This window comes from Pseudomonas sp. P2S-1 (assembly GCF_057197725.1).
The window spans coordinates 4375479-4392891 of the sequence record NZ_CM170068.1 but is presented as its reverse complement, the minus strand read 5'-3'; the positions used below and the strand labels follow the sequence as shown (position 1 = coordinate 4392891).

At 65.6% G+C, this 17413-nt stretch carries 19 protein-coding genes; 9 read left to right on the top strand and 10 right to left on the bottom strand.

Annotation, left to right across the window (positions count from 1 at the left end):
* Positions 1-186: 186 nt before the first annotated feature.
* Genes AC2CQI_RS19655 through lptM form a run of 6 tightly spaced genes read right to left on the bottom strand, consistent with a single transcriptional unit; the run spans position 187 to position 4759 of the window.
* Positions 187-882 (bottom strand): HAD family hydrolase, encoded by a 696-nt coding sequence (locus tag AC2CQI_RS19655; protein WP_484577645.1) that lies wholly within the window; start codon positions 880-882, stop codon positions 187-189.
* Entirely contained in the window at positions 879-1778 is a 900-nt protein-coding gene (xerC, locus tag AC2CQI_RS19650; protein WP_075802806.1) for a tyrosine recombinase XerC, read from the bottom strand. Before xerC ends, AC2CQI_RS19655 begins: the two co-directional genes overlap by 4 nt.
* Positions 1779-2516, bottom strand: coding sequence for a DUF484 family protein (locus AC2CQI_RS19645; RefSeq protein ID WP_075802807.1), 738 nt, complete (start codon positions 2514-2516; stop codon positions 1779-1781).
* 13 nt (positions 2517-2529) lie between these two features.
* The gene (gene dapF / locus AC2CQI_RS19640; protein WP_484577644.1) at positions 2530-3360 is read right to left on the bottom strand and encodes a diaminopimelate epimerase; all 831 of its coding nucleotides are present in this window, start codon (positions 3358-3360) and stop codon (positions 2530-2532) included.
* Positions 3361-3364: 4 nt separating this feature from the next.
* The gene (gene lysA, locus AC2CQI_RS19635; protein ID WP_484577643.1) at positions 3365-4612 is read right to left on the bottom strand and encodes a diaminopimelate decarboxylase; all 1248 of its coding nucleotides are present in this window, start codon (positions 4610-4612) and stop codon (positions 3365-3367) included.
* A gap of 9 nt (positions 4613-4621) precedes the next feature.
* Complete coding sequence (gene lptM / locus AC2CQI_RS19630) at positions 4622-4759, bottom strand: LPS translocon maturation chaperone LptM (protein ID WP_009395706.1); 138 nt, start codon at positions 4757-4759, stop codon at positions 4622-4624.
* A gap of 185 nt (positions 4760-4944) precedes the next feature.
* Between lptM and cyaY the strand changes: the two genes are divergently transcribed.
* From cyaY to rnk, 3 genes are all read left to right on the top strand, one after another.
* The gene (cyaY, locus tag AC2CQI_RS19625; protein WP_075802810.1) at positions 4945-5277 is read left to right on the top strand and encodes an iron donor protein CyaY; all 333 of its coding nucleotides are present in this window, start codon (positions 4945-4947) and stop codon (positions 5275-5277) included.
* 1 nt (position 5278) lies between these two features.
* Positions 5279-5497, top strand: coding sequence for a DUF1289 domain-containing protein (locus AC2CQI_RS19620; RefSeq protein ID WP_075802811.1), 219 nt, complete (start codon positions 5279-5281; stop codon positions 5495-5497).
* Between the two features lie 226 nt (positions 5498-5723).
* A complete protein-coding gene (gene rnk, locus AC2CQI_RS19615) occupies positions 5724-6134 on the top strand; it encodes a nucleoside diphosphate kinase regulator (RefSeq protein WP_075802812.1) in 411 nt (136 codons plus the stop codon).
* On the opposite strand, the gene AC2CQI_RS19610 is transcribed toward rnk, so the two are convergent.
* The 3 genes from AC2CQI_RS19610 to AC2CQI_RS19600 form a co-directional block, all read right to left on the bottom strand.
* Positions 6135-8987, bottom strand: a complete 2853-nt coding sequence (locus AC2CQI_RS19610; RefSeq protein WP_484577642.1) for a class I adenylate cyclase — start codon at positions 8985-8987, stop codon at positions 6135-6137. It lies immediately after the preceding gene.
* Between the two features lie 176 nt (positions 8988-9163).
* Positions 9164-9409, bottom strand: coding sequence for a TIGR02647 family protein (locus AC2CQI_RS19605; protein ID WP_075802814.1), 246 nt, complete (start codon positions 9407-9409; stop codon positions 9164-9166).
* A gap of 84 nt (positions 9410-9493) precedes the next feature.
* Complete coding sequence (locus AC2CQI_RS19600; RefSeq protein ID WP_075802815.1) at positions 9494-9778, bottom strand: hypothetical protein; 285 nt, start codon at positions 9776-9778, stop codon at positions 9494-9496.
* Between the two features lie 147 nt (positions 9779-9925).
* On the opposite strand from AC2CQI_RS19600, the gene AC2CQI_RS19595 reads away from it, so the two are divergent.
* Positions 9926-10594 (top strand): glutathione S-transferase family protein, encoded by a 669-nt coding sequence (locus AC2CQI_RS19595; protein WP_484577641.1) that lies wholly within the window; start codon positions 9926-9928, stop codon positions 10592-10594.
* 112 nt (positions 10595-10706) lie between these two features.
* Here the strand turns inward: AC2CQI_RS19595 and argH are convergent, their stop codons facing one another.
* Positions 10707-12101: an argininosuccinate lyase gene (gene argH / locus AC2CQI_RS19590; protein ID WP_484577640.1), complete on the bottom strand. Its 1395-nt coding sequence runs from the start codon at positions 12099-12101 to the stop codon at positions 10707-10709.
* Between the two features lie 304 nt (positions 12102-12405).
* On the opposite strand from argH, the gene AC2CQI_RS19585 reads away from it, so the two are divergent.
* The 5 genes from AC2CQI_RS19585 to AC2CQI_RS19565 all read left to right on the top strand — a co-directional run bounded on the left by AC2CQI_RS19585 (position 12406) and on the right by AC2CQI_RS19565 (position 17385).
* Complete coding sequence (locus AC2CQI_RS19585; RefSeq protein ID WP_075802818.1) at positions 12406-13152, top strand: LytR/AlgR family response regulator transcription factor; 747 nt, start codon at positions 12406-12408, stop codon at positions 13150-13152.
* A gap of 117 nt (positions 13153-13269) precedes the next feature.
* Positions 13270-14211 (top strand): hydroxymethylbilane synthase, encoded by a 942-nt coding sequence (gene hemC / locus AC2CQI_RS19580; RefSeq protein ID WP_484577639.1) that lies wholly within the window; start codon positions 13270-13272, stop codon positions 14209-14211.
* Positions 14208-14975 carry a uroporphyrinogen-III synthase gene (locus tag AC2CQI_RS19575; RefSeq protein ID WP_484577638.1) on the top strand — a complete coding sequence of 256 codons (768 nt, stop codon included), beginning with the start codon at positions 14208-14210 and terminating at the stop codon, positions 14973-14975. The genes hemC and AC2CQI_RS19575 overlap by 4 nt, the downstream gene beginning before the upstream one ends.
* A gap of 44 nt (positions 14976-15019) precedes the next feature.
* Positions 15020-16150, top strand: a complete 1131-nt coding sequence (locus tag AC2CQI_RS19570) for a uroporphyrinogen-III C-methyltransferase (protein ID WP_484577637.1) — start codon at positions 15020-15022, stop codon at positions 16148-16150.
* A complete protein-coding gene (locus AC2CQI_RS19565; RefSeq protein WP_075802822.1) occupies positions 16147-17385 on the top strand; it encodes a heme biosynthesis HemY N-terminal domain-containing protein in 1239 nt (412 codons plus the stop codon). The genes AC2CQI_RS19570 and AC2CQI_RS19565 overlap by 4 nt, the downstream gene beginning before the upstream one ends.
* Positions 17386-17413: the final 28 nt, after the last annotated feature.

Sequence of the window (17413 nt, the reverse complement as noted above, 5' to 3'; positions counted from 1 at the left end):
CGTAACGAAAAGCCCGCCATCAATCAGCGGGCTTTTTTGTGCCTGGCCTAATGGAGCGGACAACACCGTCCCTGTGGGAGCTGGCTTGTCGGACCGCCGAACCGCAGCGATTGCTGTAGTGAATTCACCATAGCTATCGCTGGCAAGCCAGCTCCCACAGGGTTTGTGCAAAGGCTGATGGAGAGGTCAGCGCCAGCGGGCGAGGACGTCTGGCAGTTGCGACAGCCGCTGGATCTCCGCATCCGGCCGGCCATCCGCCTCCCATGCCTTGCCCTGCGGGTTGAACCACACCGCGCGCAAGCCCGCACGCTGGGCGCCAGCGATATCGTCGCCCGGATGATCACCGATATGCACCGCAGCCCCCGCTTCGACCTCACCCTGGCGCAGAGCCTCGAGGAACGGCGCCGGGTCCGGCTTGCCAATCCCCAGGTCCTCGGCACAGAGCGCGAATCTGAAGTAATCCGCCAGCCCCAGCCGCCGCACATCGGCATTGCCATTGGTGACCACGCCCAGGGTGTAGTGCCGGCGCAGCAGCTCCAGCACTGGCTGCACCTCGGGGAAGATCTCGATCTGGTGGCGGGCATGCAGGAACACTTCAAACCCTTCGTTGGCCAGCTCACGGGCCTTCTGCTCGCTGTAACCCACCTCTTCCAGCGCATGGAACAGCACGCGGCGGCGCAGAGCGCTGATGCGGTGCTTGAGGCCAGGCTCGGCCTGCACCACACGCTCGCGAATGGCGTACAGGTGCTCCACCGGCACCCCGCCAAGGCTTGGCGCATTGGCCGCCAGCCAGTCGCGCAGGACGGCCTCGGCACTGACAATCACCGGGGCGGTGTCCCACAGGGTGTCGTCGAGGTCGAAGGTGATCAGCTGAATACTCATGAGTCGTCGCCTTTACTGCGTTTGGCCCGAGGATGCGCGCTGTCGTAGACCGCGGCAAGGTGCTGGAAATCGAGGTGGGTGTAGATCTGGGTGGTCTTGATATCGGCGTGGCCGAGCATCTCCTGCACGGCACGCAGGTCCTGCGACGACTCCAGCAGATGGCTGGCGAAAGAGTGCCGGAGCATGTGCGGGTGCAGGTTCTGGCCAAGCTCGCGCTCGCCAGCGGCCTTCACCCGCAGCTGAATGGCGCGCGGCCCCAGGCGCCGGCCCTGCTGGCTGACGAACACGGCGCCGTCCTGCGGGTTGCTCAGCGCGCGCAGGGCCAGCCACTGTTCCAGTGCCTCACGGGCCTTGCGTCCGACGGGCAGGACGCGGGTCTTGCTGCCCTTGCCATGGACCTGCACCAGCCCGGCGGGCAGGTCGAGCTGTTCCAGGTCGAGGCTGGTCAGCTCGGAGAGGCGCAGGCCTGAGGAATAGAACAGTTCGAGAATCGCCTGGTCGCGGTGGGCGAGAAAGTCGTCTTCGACGCCGCCTTCGAGCAGTTGCAGGGCGCGGTCGGTGTCCAGCGTTCGCGGCAGGCGTCGCTCGCCCTTGGGCGCGGCAAGGCCGTTGGCCGGATCGTGATCGCAAATGCCTTCGCGGTTGAGGTAGCGATAGAAGCCCCGCACCGCCGAGAGCAGGCGGGCCAGGCTGCGCGAGGATTGCCCCTGATGGTGGCGGCGGGCGATGAACTGGCGCAGATGCTGGATCTGCAGAGCTTTCCAGTCGGTGATCCCCACCGTCCCGCAAAAGGCCAGGACGCTGTCGAGATCGCGCCGGTAGGCCAACTGGGTGTGCTCCGACATCTGCCGCTCGCTGCGCAGATGGGTGCAGAACGCCTCCAGCTGGCGTTCCATTCAGCGCACCGGGCGCAGGGTCTGGGTCAGGCGCGGCACGACGCGGCCGAGTACTTCGGCGATATAGCCGAGGAACAGGGTGCCGACGGTGCTCTTGTAGTGATGCGGGTCGCGGCTGCCGATTGCCAGCACGCCATGCAGTCCCTGGTTTTCCAGGGCCGCCACGGCGCTGGAACCGACTTCCTTGCGCTGTGCCTCGCCGAACAGGAAGTCCAGCTCATGCTCGCGCAGGTTGCCGCTGACGGTCTTGCCGCCGCACAGCAGCCCGCCGATGGCCTGCTGCGCTTCGCTGGTGGGCACCCAGCGGCCGACCGGCGCGGCGTTCTCGCCAAACAGGATGAGGCTGACGAAGGGCACCTGGAAGTCCTGGCGCAGACGGTCTTCCACGGCCATGACCACGGTTTCCAGGTTGTCGGCGTCGAGCAGGTCGAGGATCAGGCGGCGGGTCTTCTCGAACAGCCGGTCGTTGTCGCGGGCGACATCCATCAGGTGGGAGAGGCGGTGGCGCATTTCGATGTTGCGGTCGCGCAGCAGCTTCAACTGGCGCTCCACCAGCGACACGCTGTCGCCACGCTGGTGGGGAATCAGTTGCTCGAGCAGGAGGTCATCATGCTCGGCAAAGAAGGTGGGATGGGCGCGCAGGTAAGCGGCCACGGCCTCGGCCCCGACGTCGGGCGTGGAGCCCTCCGCGAGGATTTCGCTGGGTTCCGCGGCTGGCGCCTGGGGCTGATCGGTCATGGCTGGCACTCACTCATAGACGAACCTGTCCTTCGTAGACCCGGACGGCCGGGCCGGTCATCATCACCGGCTTGCCCGGGCCGCCCCACTCGATGGACAGGCGTCCGCCGGGCAGGTCGATAAGCAGCGGCGAATCCATCCAGCCCTGGCTGATGGCGGCCACCGCAGCGGCGCAGGCACCGGTACCGCAGGCCTGGGTTTCCCCGGCGCCGCGTTCCCAGACGCGCAACTGGGCGCGATGACGGTCGATGACCTGGAGGAAACCGACGTTGACCCGCTGCGGGAAGCGCGGGTGGTGTTCGATCTGCGGGCCGAGGTCATGCACCGGGGCATTGTTGACGTCGTCCACCCGCAGCACGGCGTGGGGGTTGCCCATGGACACGGCGGCCAGCTCGACGGTCTGCCCGCCGACTTCCAGCGGATAGCTCAGGGCCTGGGCCGGTGCCTGGAACGGGATTTCCGCCGGGACCAGGCGTGGCGGGCCCATGTCGACGCTGATCTGCCCGTCGTTGCGCACGTCGAGCTCGATGATCCCGCCCTTGGTTTCCACGCGGATGCGCTTCTTCGCGGTCAGGCGTTTGTCGAGGACGAAGCGGGCGAAGCAGCGTGCACCGTTGCCGCACTGTTCCACTTCGGAGCCGTCGGCATTGAAGATGCGGTAGCGGAAGTCCACTTCCGGATTGCTCGGTGCCTCGACGATCAGCAGCTGGTCGAAGCCCACGCCGGTGTGGCGGTCGCCCCACTGCTTGGCGTGCTTGGGCAGGATGTGCGCGTGCTGGCTGACCAGGTCGAGGACCATGAAGTCGTTGCCCAGGCCGTGCATCTTGGTAAAGCGCAAAAGCATCGTGTCACTCCGGCAGCAGGCTTTCGCCGGCGAACAGCTCGGCTACGGTCTCGCGGCGGCGCACTTCGAAGGCCTGGTCGCCATCGACCAGCACTTCGGCGCAGCGGCCACGGGTGTTGTAGTTGGAGCTCATGACGAAACCATAGGCGCCCGCAGAGCGAACGGCCAGCAGGTCGCCTTCGGCCAGGTTCAGGGTGCGGTCCTTGGCGAGGAAGTCGCCGGTCTCGCAGATCGGCCCGACCACGTCGTAGTTGCGCAGCTCGCCTTCGCGTGGCTGTACCGCGCTGACGTCCATCCAGGCCTGGTACAGGGCCGGGCGGATCAGGTCGTTCATCGCCGCGTCGACGATGGCGAAATCCTTGTGCTCGGTGTGCTTGAGGTATTCCACGCGGGTCAGCAGCACGCCGGCGTTGGCCACGATGTGCCGGCCCGGTTCGAAGACCAGGGCCAGATCGCGGTCGCCCAGGCGCTCGCGCACGGCCTTGATGTAGTCGCCGGCCAGGGGCGGGACTTCATCGCGGTAGCGCACGCCGAGGCCGCCGCCCAGATCCAGGTGATTGAGCAGGATGCCGCAATCGCCGAGACGGTCGACCAGCATCAGGATGCGGTCGAGGGCGTCGAGGAAGGGCTCCAGCGAGGTCAGTTGCGAACCGATATGGCAGTCGACCCCGACGATCTCCAGGTTCGGTAGCTGTGCGGCGCGAACGTAGACCTCTTCGGCATCGGCGATGGCGATGCCGAACTTGTTCTCTTTCAGGCCGGTGGAGATGTACGGGTGGGTGCCGGCATCGACGTCCGGGTTGACCCGCAGCGACACCGGAGCGCGCACGCCCATTTCCGCGGCCACTTGCTGCAGGCGTTCCAGCTCTTCGCTGGACTCGACGTTGAAGCAGTGCACGCCGACTTCCAGGGCGCGGCGCATGTCGGCGCGGGTCTTGCCGACGCCGGAGAAGACCACGCGATCGGCACGGCCACCGGCGGCCAGCACGCGTTCCAGCTCGCCGCCGGAAACGATGTCGAAGCCCGCGCCGAGACGCGCCAGGACGTTGAGCACGCCCAGGTTGGAGTTGGCCTTGACCGCGAAGCAGACCAGGTGCGAGGTGCCTTGCAGGGCATCGGTGTAGCTACGGTACTGGGCCTCGATATGGGCGCGGGAGTACACGTAGGTCGGGGTGCCGAAACGTTCGGCGAGCGCCGACAGGCCTACACCTTCCGCGAACAGCTCACCGTCGCGGTAGTTGAAAGCGTCCATCGGAATCCCTTACTGGTGCTGGTGCGATTGCGACTTCTTGCCGTCCTTGCTGTCATCAGGAAGGTACAACGGGCCTTTCTGGCCGCAGGCGGAGACAAGGCAGGCAACCGCGACGAGCGCCGCGAGGGAGGAAATCAGGCGCTTCATGGCGAAATCCTTTGATTTAAGCAGTATTGCGCCGGAGTATACCGAGCGTCCGGCGCCTTGCCTATGTAGCCGGCCAGCCGTCGGGCGGCACGGGCGGGACGCGGCGTTTGTCTTTGCATTCGCGGCGCGGCGCTCGTATCTTGCCCGGCTTGCGTGTTGAGCAGACATTTTTCGAGGTTCCTGCAATGAGTTTGAGCGAAGCGCGTTTTCACGATCTGGTAGACGCGACCCAACAGGCACTGGAAGACCTGTTCGATGAGAGCGACCTGGACCTGGACATGGAAAACTCGGCCGGTGTGCTGACCATCAAGTTCGACAACGGCGCCCAGTTGATCTTCAGCCGCCAGGAGCCGCTGCGCCAGCTGTGGCTGGCCGACCGTTCCGGTGGTTTCCACTTCGACTACGACGAAGAAAGCGGCAAGTGGACCTGCGAGAAGACCGAGGAGCTGCTGGGCGAGATGCTCGAGCGCATCGTCTGGGAGCGGGCTGGCGAAAAGCTCGATTTCGAAGAGATCTGAGATGAGCGAGGTTCGACCGGCCAAGCCGCTGTACAGCAATGTCAGCCCGGCGGTGAAGTCGCCGTGCATCAGCACCTGTCGCCTGGATGAGGCGCGGGTATGCATCGGCTGTTTCCGTCATGTGGAGCATATTCGCGAGTGGCGCTCGGCGGATGACCAGCGGCGGCGGGAGATTTGTGCCGAGGCCGGTGTGCGGCGGCTGGCTGCGACCGGCTCCTGAGGTTTTTGCTGCTCCTGCTGGCCTCATCGCCGGCAACGCCGGCTCCCACAAGGACCGCGGTGCATGCAATCCCTGTGGGAGCTGGCTTGCCAGCGATGGGGCCTTGAGAAATTACCCGGCTGTGGTAGTGTCAGCCTCACAACGGCCATCTGCCGAACATTCGAAAACCCCGCCCTTGGGCGGGGTTTTGCTTTATGCGATCTGCCAAAAGGAGTCTGAACGGATCATGAGCACCAAACCTTCCCTGACCCTCACTCGCCTGGACGTACAGCGTCTGGAACGCCTGCTCGACAGCCTCGACGAGAGCACGCCGGGCGTGCTGGCCCTGCAGGGCGAGCTGGACCGTGCCGCGCAGGTGGTGGGGCACGAGGAAGTCCCTGCCGGGGTGGTGACCATGAATTCCCGCGTGCATTGCCGCGAGGAAGCCAGCGGCAAGGACTATCACCTGACCCTGGTCTACCCGCAGGACGCCGGCAAGGAAGGCAATGTGTCGATCCTCGCGCCGATCGGCTGCGCGCTGCTCGGCCTGTCGGTGGGCGAGCAGATCGACTGGCCGGCGCCCGGCGGCAAGACCCTGAAGCTCAAGCTGCTGGAAGTCGAATACCAGCCCGAAGCGGCAGGCGACTTCGACCTCTGATCAGACCGCCGCCAGGGCCTGGTTGAGCAGGCGCTCCAGCTCCTGCTTGTAGCGCAGGTAGAGAATGCTCGAGCCCTGGCCGTCGGCGAGCAGGTCGGACAGGTCCAGGTCGGTGATGTAGCAGCGATAGCGCTGGGCATCCCGGCGCTGCTCGATGATTTCGCGGGCGACCACGGCATACAGCTGGTCGCCGTGATCCAGCTCGGAAAACTCCTTCTGGTTGCAGTACAGCGTGACATGCATGGCGCTGTCCGCTGCCGCCTGGATGATCGCCTGGACCTCGTAGTAAGGCAGGTCGAAGGCCAGCTCCGGCGCCTGCCAGGGCTCGACCTGGCGGGCGCGACCGCTGCCCGATGGGAGAATCCGGTAATACAGGGTGTCCAGCGGATGGGCCTGCTGCTCGTCCATCGGCAGCCGCGCATTGCGGCGGAACACCACCGATTGCAGGAAACGCTGCAACGGCAGGAGCAGGCTGCTTTCGTCATGGTAGGGCAGGCGCTGTTGCCAGAGCGCGTTGTACTCATCGAGCACGTAGACATCCGCCCAGTTGTCCTGCACCCGGTAGAACACCTGCACGCACTGTGGCTGCCCCTGTGGCAGGACCAGCGCCAGGTCGTGGTCTTCCAGCACGTTGCCATCCAGCGCCAGCGGGCTGTAGCTGCTGCGCTCTTGGCCCAGGTACGCCAGCAGCGCCGCCTGGTTGTCCACCGACACCAGATTGACCCCGTCGCTGAACAGCTCCAGCACATGGGTGTGCTGCTGCACCTGGATCAAATAGCGGTAGTTCAGGCCCTGGTCGAACAGGGCCTGTGCGGTGATGAACACCTCCTCGACCCGTTGCGCGATGGCCAGGGCGCGGTTGTGGCAGAAGCTGCGCACGCGCAGTTTCGGCCGGTGCGGCGCGTCGCTGGCGTGGTCGAGGCTGTTGAGGAAGTCGCGCAGGCAACGCAGCAGGGCGTGTTCGCCGTCGTAGCGCAGCACCTGCACTTCGTTCCAGCTGTTGAGGGTGACCTGGTCGAGGGTCAGCACCAGATTTTCGCGGACCCCGGCATAACTCAGCGAGTCGGTGCGCTCGGTGGTCATCAGGATGTTCAGGTCGCGGTGATGGCGCAGCGGGTCAACGCCAACGTTGACCAGCAACAGCACCTCGTCGGCTACGCTCGGGCGCAGCAGGCGCGCGTCGCTGACGGTGTTCAGCGGCAGCATCACGCTCTGCTGCAGGCTGCCGATCAGGTTGAACAGCTCGTACTCGCTCAGGTCGCTGCCGCCCGGGTGCAGGGCCAGGCGCGTGGCGCTGTCGATCACCCCGTTGCGATGCGCCCAGGCCAGCAGGTCGAGCAGGTCGCGGCTGCGCTTGATCGGGGTGAAGTGCTCCCACTCGTGCACGCCCAGGTTGCCGTTGTACAAGCCCCAGTGGGTCTGGCCCGGCTCCTTGCGGTCCGGCGAGTTGACCAGGGTCAGGGTGTCTTCGGCGAGGTCCGGGGCCACCCCCGGGTTGACGAATTCGACCTTGCCGGCGCGGCGCTCGAAGGCGGCGTAGAGGCGGCGGCCAAGGATATTCAGGTCGCGCTGGTCGATCCGCGCGGTGGCGCCGAGATTGCGCGCGAACTGGTCGAGGAAGCGATAACTGTGGTTCAGCTCGGCCACCAGCACCCGGCGCTCGGCCGCCACCTGGCGGACCTTCCATTGGCTGCGGCTGTCGAGCAGGGCCAACTGGCGCTCGTCCCAGCCCCATTCGTGGGCCAGGCGCTCCAGCAATTCGCTTTGCCAGTTGGGTTTCTGCCGGGCCAACTGGCTGATCTTGCGGTTGACCTTGAGGTACAGGCTGCGTCGTACCAGCTCCAGGCGCTGGGTCTCGTTGCGCCGTTGCAGGTACTGCTCGATCCGCCGGTAGACCATCATGTACGGGTCCAGCTCGTCGATATCGAGGACGTTGGCGAACACCGCCTGCTTGAAGTGCAGGCTCAGGCAGCGCACGTCCGGGTGCTCGCTGGCGTAGACCTCGGTCAGCAGCAGCTTGAGCACCGACTTGTAGGGCGACTCGATGCCCTTGAACAGCTGCCAGAGCCCGGCGCCGACGAATTCCCCGGGCGGGATATGCGACAGGTTGCCCAGGTCCAGCACCTCGTCGGCACGCACGAAGCGCTTGGACACCAGGGTCTCGGCGTACCGCGTGTAGTTGCCTTCCTCGTACACCGGCACCAGCCACCACAGCGGGGTGCGCCCCGCCAGCCAGATCGCGGTGCGGTAGAACTCGTCGAGCAGCAGGTAGTGCTGGGTGGTGCCGCAGTCGTCGGAGCTGAGGCGGCTGTCGCGCTCGCCGCGGACGAACTGGCCCGGTTCGATCAGGAAGAAATGCGCTTCGGCGCCCTGGCTGGCGGCCCAGGCCTCCAGCAACTGGCATTTGCGGCGCAGCTCGGCCACCGCCGCTTCGCCCAGGTCGGCGGCATGACAGACCCAGATATCCATGTCGCTCTGTTCCGCCTGGGCCAGGGTGCCCAGGCTGCCCATCAGGAACAAACCGTGGATCGGCTGCACCTGCTCGCCGCGCTTGGCCTTGTAGGAGAACGACCGGGTCAGGCGCTGGGCTTCGGCCAGGGCCAGCGGGCTTGGCTCGTAGGCGGAGACGCCCGCCGGAGTAGTGCCGGAGACATAGCCGGGCAGCAGCGGATGATTGACGTGGAAAAACAGCGGCAACAGGGTCAGCACCTGTTGCTGGCGGCTGGACAGCCCTTCCATGGCCCGGGCCATGCGGCCATGGTTGAGATCCAGGAAGCGCTTGCGCAGCTGGCCGAGGACCTTGCGGTCGATGCCCTGGTCGAGATCAGGGCGGATTTCGTGAGGAAGATTCATCGCAAGCTCAAACCAGCCGTCGTAAGGGCACGGGCGAGTTTAGCCGCAGTCGCAGCGAAGCGATAAGCGCAATTTGATTTTTGACGCCAAATTTACAGCACCGCCTGTCGGCGCCGCCGAATCTGTCGTGGCAAGTCCGCAGCGCAGGGCTGCGAACTTGCAGGTTTGCAGCGGAATCAGGCGGGTTCGGCGACGTTCAGGATGGTCAGCAGTTGCTGGGCCGCTTCGGCGGCGTCATGGCCGAGCTGGGTCAGGTAGCCGCCATCGGGCTGGTCGATCAGTTTCTTTTCATAGAGGCGTTTTGCCGCGGCAATGGTCTGTGGTGCGGCGGTGGCATGGACTTTGAGTCCTTCCTGAGTGCTGTCCAGATTGAACAGCGCGAGAATTTCCAGTTCGGCAACCAACTCGGGGGTGAACGACATAGATACTCCGACTTCAAGAAAAGGAGAGGTGGCACCTCTGCGGATGCCTGGTCTTGCAGTGTAGTCGCCTCGCCTTGGTTTGCCTTATTCCTTCTCGGGGGGCAATTCGGGCAGGGCGCGCAACGCGGTTTCGTACCATTCGGTGTCGAAGGCACGGTCTTCGTCGAGCATGGCGTCGATCTCGACCGCCAGCACGTGGGCCATCAGGTTGAGGATATCTTCGCGCTCGTAGCCCACCAGGGTCAGCTTGTTGAAGGCCGCCTTGGCCGCTGGCGGCTCGCCGCTTTCGATCTGGTTCTCGATGGCCTGGGTCAGGGTCGATTCGGCGAAGGCTTCTTCGTCGTCGTGGTCGATATCGTGGTCGCTCATGGCGCGCTCCTTGGGACAATGCCGCCAGTGTGCCACGGCCTTGTCGGCAATGCCGGGCTATCTGTCGCCCGCATGATGCTGGTCAGTCGCCGGGCATTGCGGCTATAACAGCCCGGCCAACCCCTTTCGGCCTGGAGGCTGTTCCACATGCTCAAGCTTCATGGATTCGCGGTCAGCAACTACTACAACATGGTCAAACTGGCGCTGCTGGAAAAAGGCCTGCCGTTCGAGGAAGTGCTGTTCTTCGGTGGCCAGGTCCCGGATTCGCTGAAGATCAGCCCGCGGGGCAAGGTGCCGGTGCTGGAAACCGAGCACGGCTACCTCAGCGAGACCGACATCATCCTCGACTACATCGAGCAGACCCAGGGCGGCAAGCCGCTGCTGCCGGCCGATCCGTTCGCCCGGGCCAAGGTCTGGGAGCTGGTCAAGGAAATCGAGCTGTACATCGAGCTGACTGCCCGGGTGTTCTACCCGCAGTCGTTCTTTGGCGCGGAAGTGCCAGAACAGCTCAAGGCCAAGGCCTGGCCGGAGTTGCTGGCGGGTCTGGCGACCCTGAAGCGCAATGGCGTGTTCGCCCCTTACGTGGCGGGTGACAGCTTTACCGTGGCGGACCTGTATTTCTTCTTCAGCGTCGATCTGGCCCGGGCCGTGGGCAAGAAGGTGCAGGGCGTGGACGTGCTGGAAGACTTCCCGCAGGCCGTGGCGCTGCTGGAGCTGATCGGGCAGAACCCGCATGTGGTGGCGATCAATGAGGCGAAGGCCGCGCAGTTCCCGACCTTCCTGGAGAAAGTGGTGAAGGCGCGTAGTCAGCAGTAAGGAAAGTCGAAGGCCTGACACAGAACCTGTGGGAGCTGGCTTGCCAGCGATTGCTGTAGTGAATTCACCATTGCTATCGCTGGCAAGCCAGCTCCCACAGGGGCCAGTGTGCTTAGCGGCTGGCCAGCAGGGTCTTGCCGCGAGCTACCGCAGCACGCACCTGCGCCGGCGCGGTACCACCAATGTGGTTACGCGCATTCACCGAACCTTCCAGGGTCAGCACGGCAAACACGTCCTGCTCGATCTGGTCGCTGAACTGACGCAGTTCTTCCAGGCTCATCTCGGCCAGGTCCTTGCCGGTGTCCACGCCATATTTCACGGCATGGCCAACGATCTCGTGGCAATCACGGAACGGCAGGCCACGACGTACCAGGTAGTCGGCCAGGTCGGTCGCGGTGGAGAAACCGCGCAGCGCCGCTTCACGCATGATTGCATGACGTGGCTTGATCGCCGGGATCATGTCGGCAAAGGCACGCAGCGAGTCGCGCAGGGTGTCGGCGGCGTCGAACAGCGGTTCCTTGTCTTCCTGGTTGTCCTTGTTGTAGGCCAGCGGCTGGCCTTTCATCAGGGTCAGCAGGCCGGTCAGGGCGCCGAACACGCGGCCGGTCTTGCCACGCACCAGCTCCGGGACGTCCGGGTTCTTCTTCTGCGGCATGATCGAGCTGCCGGTGCAGAACCGGTCAGGCAGGTCGATGAACTGGAACTGCGCGCTGGTCCACAGCACCAGCTCTTCGGAGAAGCGCGACAGGTGCATCATCGCGACGCTGGCGGCAGCGCAGAATTCGATGGCGAAGTCACGGTCGGAAACGCCGTCCAGCGAGTTGCCGGCCACGGCTTCGAAGCCCAGCAGCTGGCAAGTCAGTTCGCGGTCGATCGGGTAGGTGGTGCCGGCCAGCGCCGCGCTGCCCAGTGGCATGCGATTGGTGCGCTTGCGGCAGTCGACCAGGCGCTCGTAGTCGCGGCTGAGCATTTCGAACCAGGCCAGCAGGTGGTGGCCGAAGGTTACTGGCTGGGCGGTCTGCAGGTGGGTGAAGCCGGGCATGACGGTTTCCGCCTCGCGCTCGGCCTGTTCCAGCAGGCCCTTCTGCAGGCGGGTGATCTCGGCGAGGATCAGGTCGATCTCGTCACGCAGCCACAGGCGGATGTCGGTGGCGACCTGGTCGTTGCGGCTGCGCCCGGTGTGCAGCTTCTTGCCGGTGATGCCGATGCGGTCGGTCAGGCGTGCCTCGATGTTCATGTGCACGTCTTCGAGGTCGACACGCCAGTCGAAGTTGCCGGCCTCGATCTCGCCCTGGATGGTCTTCAGGCCGTCGATGATGCTGTCGCGCTCGGCGTCGGTGAGCACGCCGACCTTCGCCAGCATGGTGGCGTGGGCGATCGAACCCATGATGTCGTGGCGGTACAGGCGCTGGTCGAAGGTGACGGAGGCGGTGAAGCGGGCGACGAAGGCGTCGACGGGCTCACTGAAGCGGCCGCCCCAGGACTGGTTGGTCTTGTCAGTGCTCATGGATTCGCTCGTTGAAGGCGTGAACGGGAAAAAAGTGTGCGGATGATAACAGGGTTGCCAGGCCCGACGGGGCTCGGCGGTCGGCACAAATGCGGGTTTATGTCGCGCTTGCAGGGGATATTTAGCGATTGAACGGCAGTGTTGCGGCAACCGTCTACAGTTGGACAGAGGATCGGCATTGTTTGCTGTCGACCAGTGAATCTTTAGCCATCGTGCGAGTCTGAGCGTGGGTCGCCGTGACGGCCTGTCACCGTGATTGTCCACGTTTGCCTTGTGCGAGACTCACGCAGGAATCCAGCGCAATATGAATGTCCTGATCGTTGATGACGAACCCCAAGCCCGCGAACGCCTGAGCCGCCTGCTCGGCGATCTGGAGGGCTATACCGTGCTGGAGCCCAGCGCCACCAACGGCGAAGAGGCTCTGGCGCTGATCGAAAGCCACAAACCCGACATTGTCCTGCTCGATATCCGCATGCCCGGCATGGACGGCCTGCAGGTCGCTGCCCGCCTGTGCGAGCGCGAAGCCCCGCCTGCGGTGGTGTTCTGCACCAGCGAAGACGAATTCACCCTCGATGCGTTCAAGGACAGCACCCTGGGCTACGTACTCAAGCCGGTGCAGGGCGAAGACCTGCACGCCGCCCTGCGCAAGGCCGAGCGCCCCAACCGCACGCAACTGGCGGCCCTGACCCGTCCGGGTGCGGAAAGCGGCAGCGCCCCGCGCAGCCATATCAGTGCGCGCACCCGCAAGGGCATCGAGCTGATCCCCCTGGACCAGGTGATCTACTTCATCGCCGACCACAAGTACGTGACCCTGCGCCACGAGCATGGCGAAGTCCTCCTGGACGAGCCGCTCAAGGCCCTGGAAGACGAGTTCGGCGAGCGTTTCGTGCGCATCCACCGCAATGCCCTGGTGGCCCGCGAGCGCATCGAGCGCCTGCAACGTACGCCCCTCGGGCACTTCCAGCTGTTCCTCAAGGGTTTGAACGGCGACGCGTTGATCGTCAGCCGCCGGCATGTGGCCGGCGTACGCAAAATGATGCAGCAGCTTTAGGGCGGGGATGGACGGGATCGCGACCAGGGATGGTCTTTTCTTTAGCTGACATGGATCTGCAAGAGACTTTGATCTAGCTGTTATCATCCGGCGAATCACTCTCGTACGGATCGTTCCATGTCCACTCGCGAAATCCGCATTGCCACCCGCAAAAGCGCCCTTGCCCTGTGGCAGGCCGAATATGTCAAAGCCCGTCTGGAACAGGCCCACCCGGGCCTGATCGTGACCCTGGTGCCGATGGTCAGCCGCGGCGACAAGCTGCTCGATTCGCCGCTGTCGAAGATCGGTGGCAAGGGTCTGTTCGTCAAGGAGCTGGAAACCGCGCTGCTCGAGCAGGAAGCCGATATCGCGGTGCACTCCATGAAGGACGTGCCGATGGACTTCCCCGAAGGCCTGGGCCTGTTCTGCATCTGCGAACGTGAAGACCCGCGCGACGCCTTCGTCTCCAATACCTATTCCAGCCTCGATGCCCTGCCGGCCGGCAGCATCGTCGGCACCTCCAGCCTGCGCCGCCAGGCCCAGTTGCTGGCCCGCCGTCCGGACCTGCAGATCCGCTTCCTGCGCGGCAACGTCAACACCCGCCTGGCCAAGCTGGATGCCGGCGAGTACGACGCCATCATCCTCGCCGCCGCCGGCCTGATCCGCCTCGGCTTCGAAGACCGCATCACCGACACCATCAGCGTCGACGACAGCCTGCCGGCTGGCGGCCAGGGTGCGGTGGGCATCGAATGCCGCAGTGCCGACAGCGAAATCCACGCGCTGCTGGCGCCTCTGCACCATGTCGATACCGCCGACCGCGTCAGCGCCGAACGTGCACTGAACAAACACCTCAACGGTGGCTGTCAGGTGCCGATTGCCTGCTACGCCGTGCTCGAAGGCGACCAGCTGTGGCTGCGTGGCCTGGTCGGTGAACCGGCCGGTGGCGCGTTGCTCAATGCCGAAGCCCGCGCTCCGCGTGGCGCTGCCGAAACCCTCGGTGTGCAGGTGGCCGAAGCGCTGCTGGCCCAGGGCGCCGGCGAAATCCTCAAGGCGGTCTATGGCGAGGCCGGTCACCCGTGACCGCCTGGCGGCTGCTGCTGACCCGGCCGGCCGAGGACTGCGCGGCCCTCGCCGCCGCCCTCGGTGACGCCGGTGTGTACGGCAGTTGCATGCCTTTGCTGGAGATCGAGCCACTGGCGGTTTCGGAGATGCAATGGGCGCTGGTGCGCAATCTCGATCGCTACCGGGCGGTTATCGTGGTCAGCAAGCCGGCGGCCCGGCTGGGCCTGGAGCTCTGTGCCGAACACTGGCCCGCGCTACCGTCGCTGGCCTGGTTCACCGTGGGCGCGGCGACCGCCGCCGTGCTCCAGGAGCAGGGCCTGACCGTGCATTTTCCGGAGAGCGGCGACGACAGCGAAGCACTGCTGCGCCTCCCTGAATTGCAGGCGGCCCTGACCTCGGAGGTACCGAGGGTGCTGATCATGCGCGGCGAGGAGGGGCGCGAGCTGCTGGCGGACCAGTTGACGGCACTCGGTGCGCGTGTCGACTATCTGCCGCTGTACCGTCGCAGCCTCCCCGACTACCCTGCCCAGGCCCTGGTGCAACGCATCGAAGCGGAACGCCTGAACGGCCTGGTGGTCAGCAGTGGGCAGGGCTTCGAACACTTGCGCACCCTGGCTGCGCAGGATTGGCCGCGCGTGGCGCGGCTGCCCTTGTTCGTGCCGAGCCCGCGGGTGGCGCAGATCGCCCGCGAGGCCGGCGCGCAGAATGTGGTGGATTGTCGTGGCGCGAGTGCCACGGCTTTGCTGGCGGCGTTGCAGGAAACCCCTGCGCCCGCTTCCTGAGGCGCTAAGCTGAGGCGACGCGCCTGAAAACAAAGGATGGATACGTGAGCGAAACAGCCTTGCCTAACGAAGAACAGCAAACGACGTCCGAGGCTCCGGCGACTCCCGCACCCGCGTCTTCCGGGCGTTCCGGTAACGGTCTGGCGATCCTCGCCCTGCTGCTTGGCGCCGCCGGTGTCGCGGCGGGTGGCTGGGGGCTGTGGCAGGTGCGGCACCTGCAGCAGGTCAACCAGGACCAGGTCGAGCAGGTCCGCCAACTCAACCAGCAGAGCGAAGCCTTGCAGGCCCGCGAGCAGCAGCTCTCGGCCCAGCTGGGCAGCCTGCCGCCGGCCAGCGAGCTGGAAGACCGCCGCCGTCTGGTAGCGCAGTTGCAGGGCGATCAGCAACGGCTGAGCCAGCGTCTGGAAACCGTCCTCGGCGCCAGCCGCAAGGACTGGCGCCTCGCCGAGGCCGAGCACCTGTTGCGTCTGGCCAGCCTGCGTCTCTCCGCGTTGCAGGACATCGCCAGCGCCCGCGCCCTGGTCGAAGGCGCCGACCAGATCCTGCGCGAGCAGAGCGATCCGGCGTCTTTCGCCGCCCGGGAGCAACTGGCCCGCAGCCTTGCCGCGCTGAACAGCGTGCAGCAGCCTGACCGCACCGGTCTGTTCCTCAAGCTCGCCGCGCTGCGCGAGCAGGTGGTGCAGCTCAATGTGCTGGCGCCGGAATTCAAGAACGATGGCGAGGTCCTGTTCGGCCTGACCTCGGACGGCGACGGTGCCAGTCGCTGGTCGCAGTGGTGGGCGGAGATCTCGCGCTACTTCCGCATCAACTTCAATGCCGATGAAAACATTCGTCCGCTGCTTGCCGGCCAGGCCCTGGCGCAGGTGCGCCTGGCTCTGAGCCTGGCGCTGGAGCAGGCGCAGTGGGCGGCGCTCAACGGTGAAGCCAAGGTCTACGGCCAGGCGCTGGACGAAGCCCGCAGCGTGCTACTGGGCAACTTCAACAAGGACAACGAGCAGAGCCGCCTGATGCTGGAGCAACTCAATGCCCTGGTGAAGGAGCCGGTGACCGTGGTCACTCCGGACCTGGCCGAAAGCCTGACCGCCGTGCAGGCCTATCTTGAGCGCCGGCACTTGCCTGCCGAGGAAGCCATCCTGCGCCAGCCAGGTGAGAAAGCCGGGGAGGCGACGCCATGAAACGCGCCTATATCCTCGCGGTCGTGGCGATCATCGTCGCCACCCTGCTGGGTATCGCCGTGGCCAAACACAGTGGCTACGTGCTGATCGCCTATGACAGCTTCCGCTACGAATCGAGCCTGTGGGCAACCCTGGCCTTGATCGTTGCAGTGGTTCTGGTCCTGTGGCTGCTCAAGCTGCTGATCGGCCTGGTGCTGACCTCCACCGGCGTGGTCAACCCCTGGTCGCGGCGCAACCGCAGCCGGCGCACCCGCCTGGCCATCGAGCAGGGCCAGCTGGACCTGGCCGAAGGGCGCTGGGCCAGTGCCCAGCGCCATCTGCATCGCGCCGCCGAGGCCGAGCGTCAGCCGCTGCTGTACTACCTCGGTGCTGCACGTGCGGCTAACGAGCTGGGCCGCACCGAAGACAGCGACAACCTGCTGGAGCGCGCCCTGGAGCGGCAGCCCCAGGCCGAGCTGGCGATCGCCCTGACCCACGCGCAGTTGCAGGTGGATCGCGGCGACACGGATGCCGCGCTGGAAACCCTGCAAGCCATGCACGAACGCCATCCGCACAATGCCCAGGTGCTGCGTCAACTGCAGCGCCTGTATCAGCAACGTGGCGACTGGTCGGCGCTGATCCGCCTGATGCCGGAGCTGCGCAAGGACAAGGTGCTCTCGGGCAAGGAGCTGGCCGAGCTGGAGCGTCGTGCCTGGGGGCAGAACCTGTCCCTGGCGGTGCAGCGCGAAGACGACGGCCAGGCCGCGCGCCAGTCGCTGGAGCGTGCCTGGCAGCAGTTGACCAACGCCCAGCGCCAGGAGCCGCAACTGGTCCTGGCCTATGCCGAGCAGCTGCGTCAACTGGGTGCGGAAAACGAAGCGGAGGAAATTCTTCGCACTGCCCTCAAGCGTGAATACGAGAGTCATCTCGCGCGCCTCTACGGACTGGTGCGCGGCAGCGATCCGGCGAAGCAGCTGCAGACCGCCGAAGGCTGGCTCAAGACCCACGCCGACGACCCGAGCCTGCTCCTGACCCTGGGCCGTCTGAGCCTGCAGAATCGGCTCTGGGGCAAGGCCCGCGATTATCTCGAAAGCAGCTTGCGCCTGCAGCGCAACCCCGAAGCCTGCGCCGAGCTGGCTCGCCTGCTGGCCGGCCTTGGCGAGAACGAGCGCAGCAACGCGCTGTTCCAGGAGGGCCTTGGCCTGCTCGACGAGCGCCTGCTGGCCCTGCCGTTGCCGGACCCGGTTCGCGCCTGACCCGGCATCAGGGGCTGACCGCAAGGGT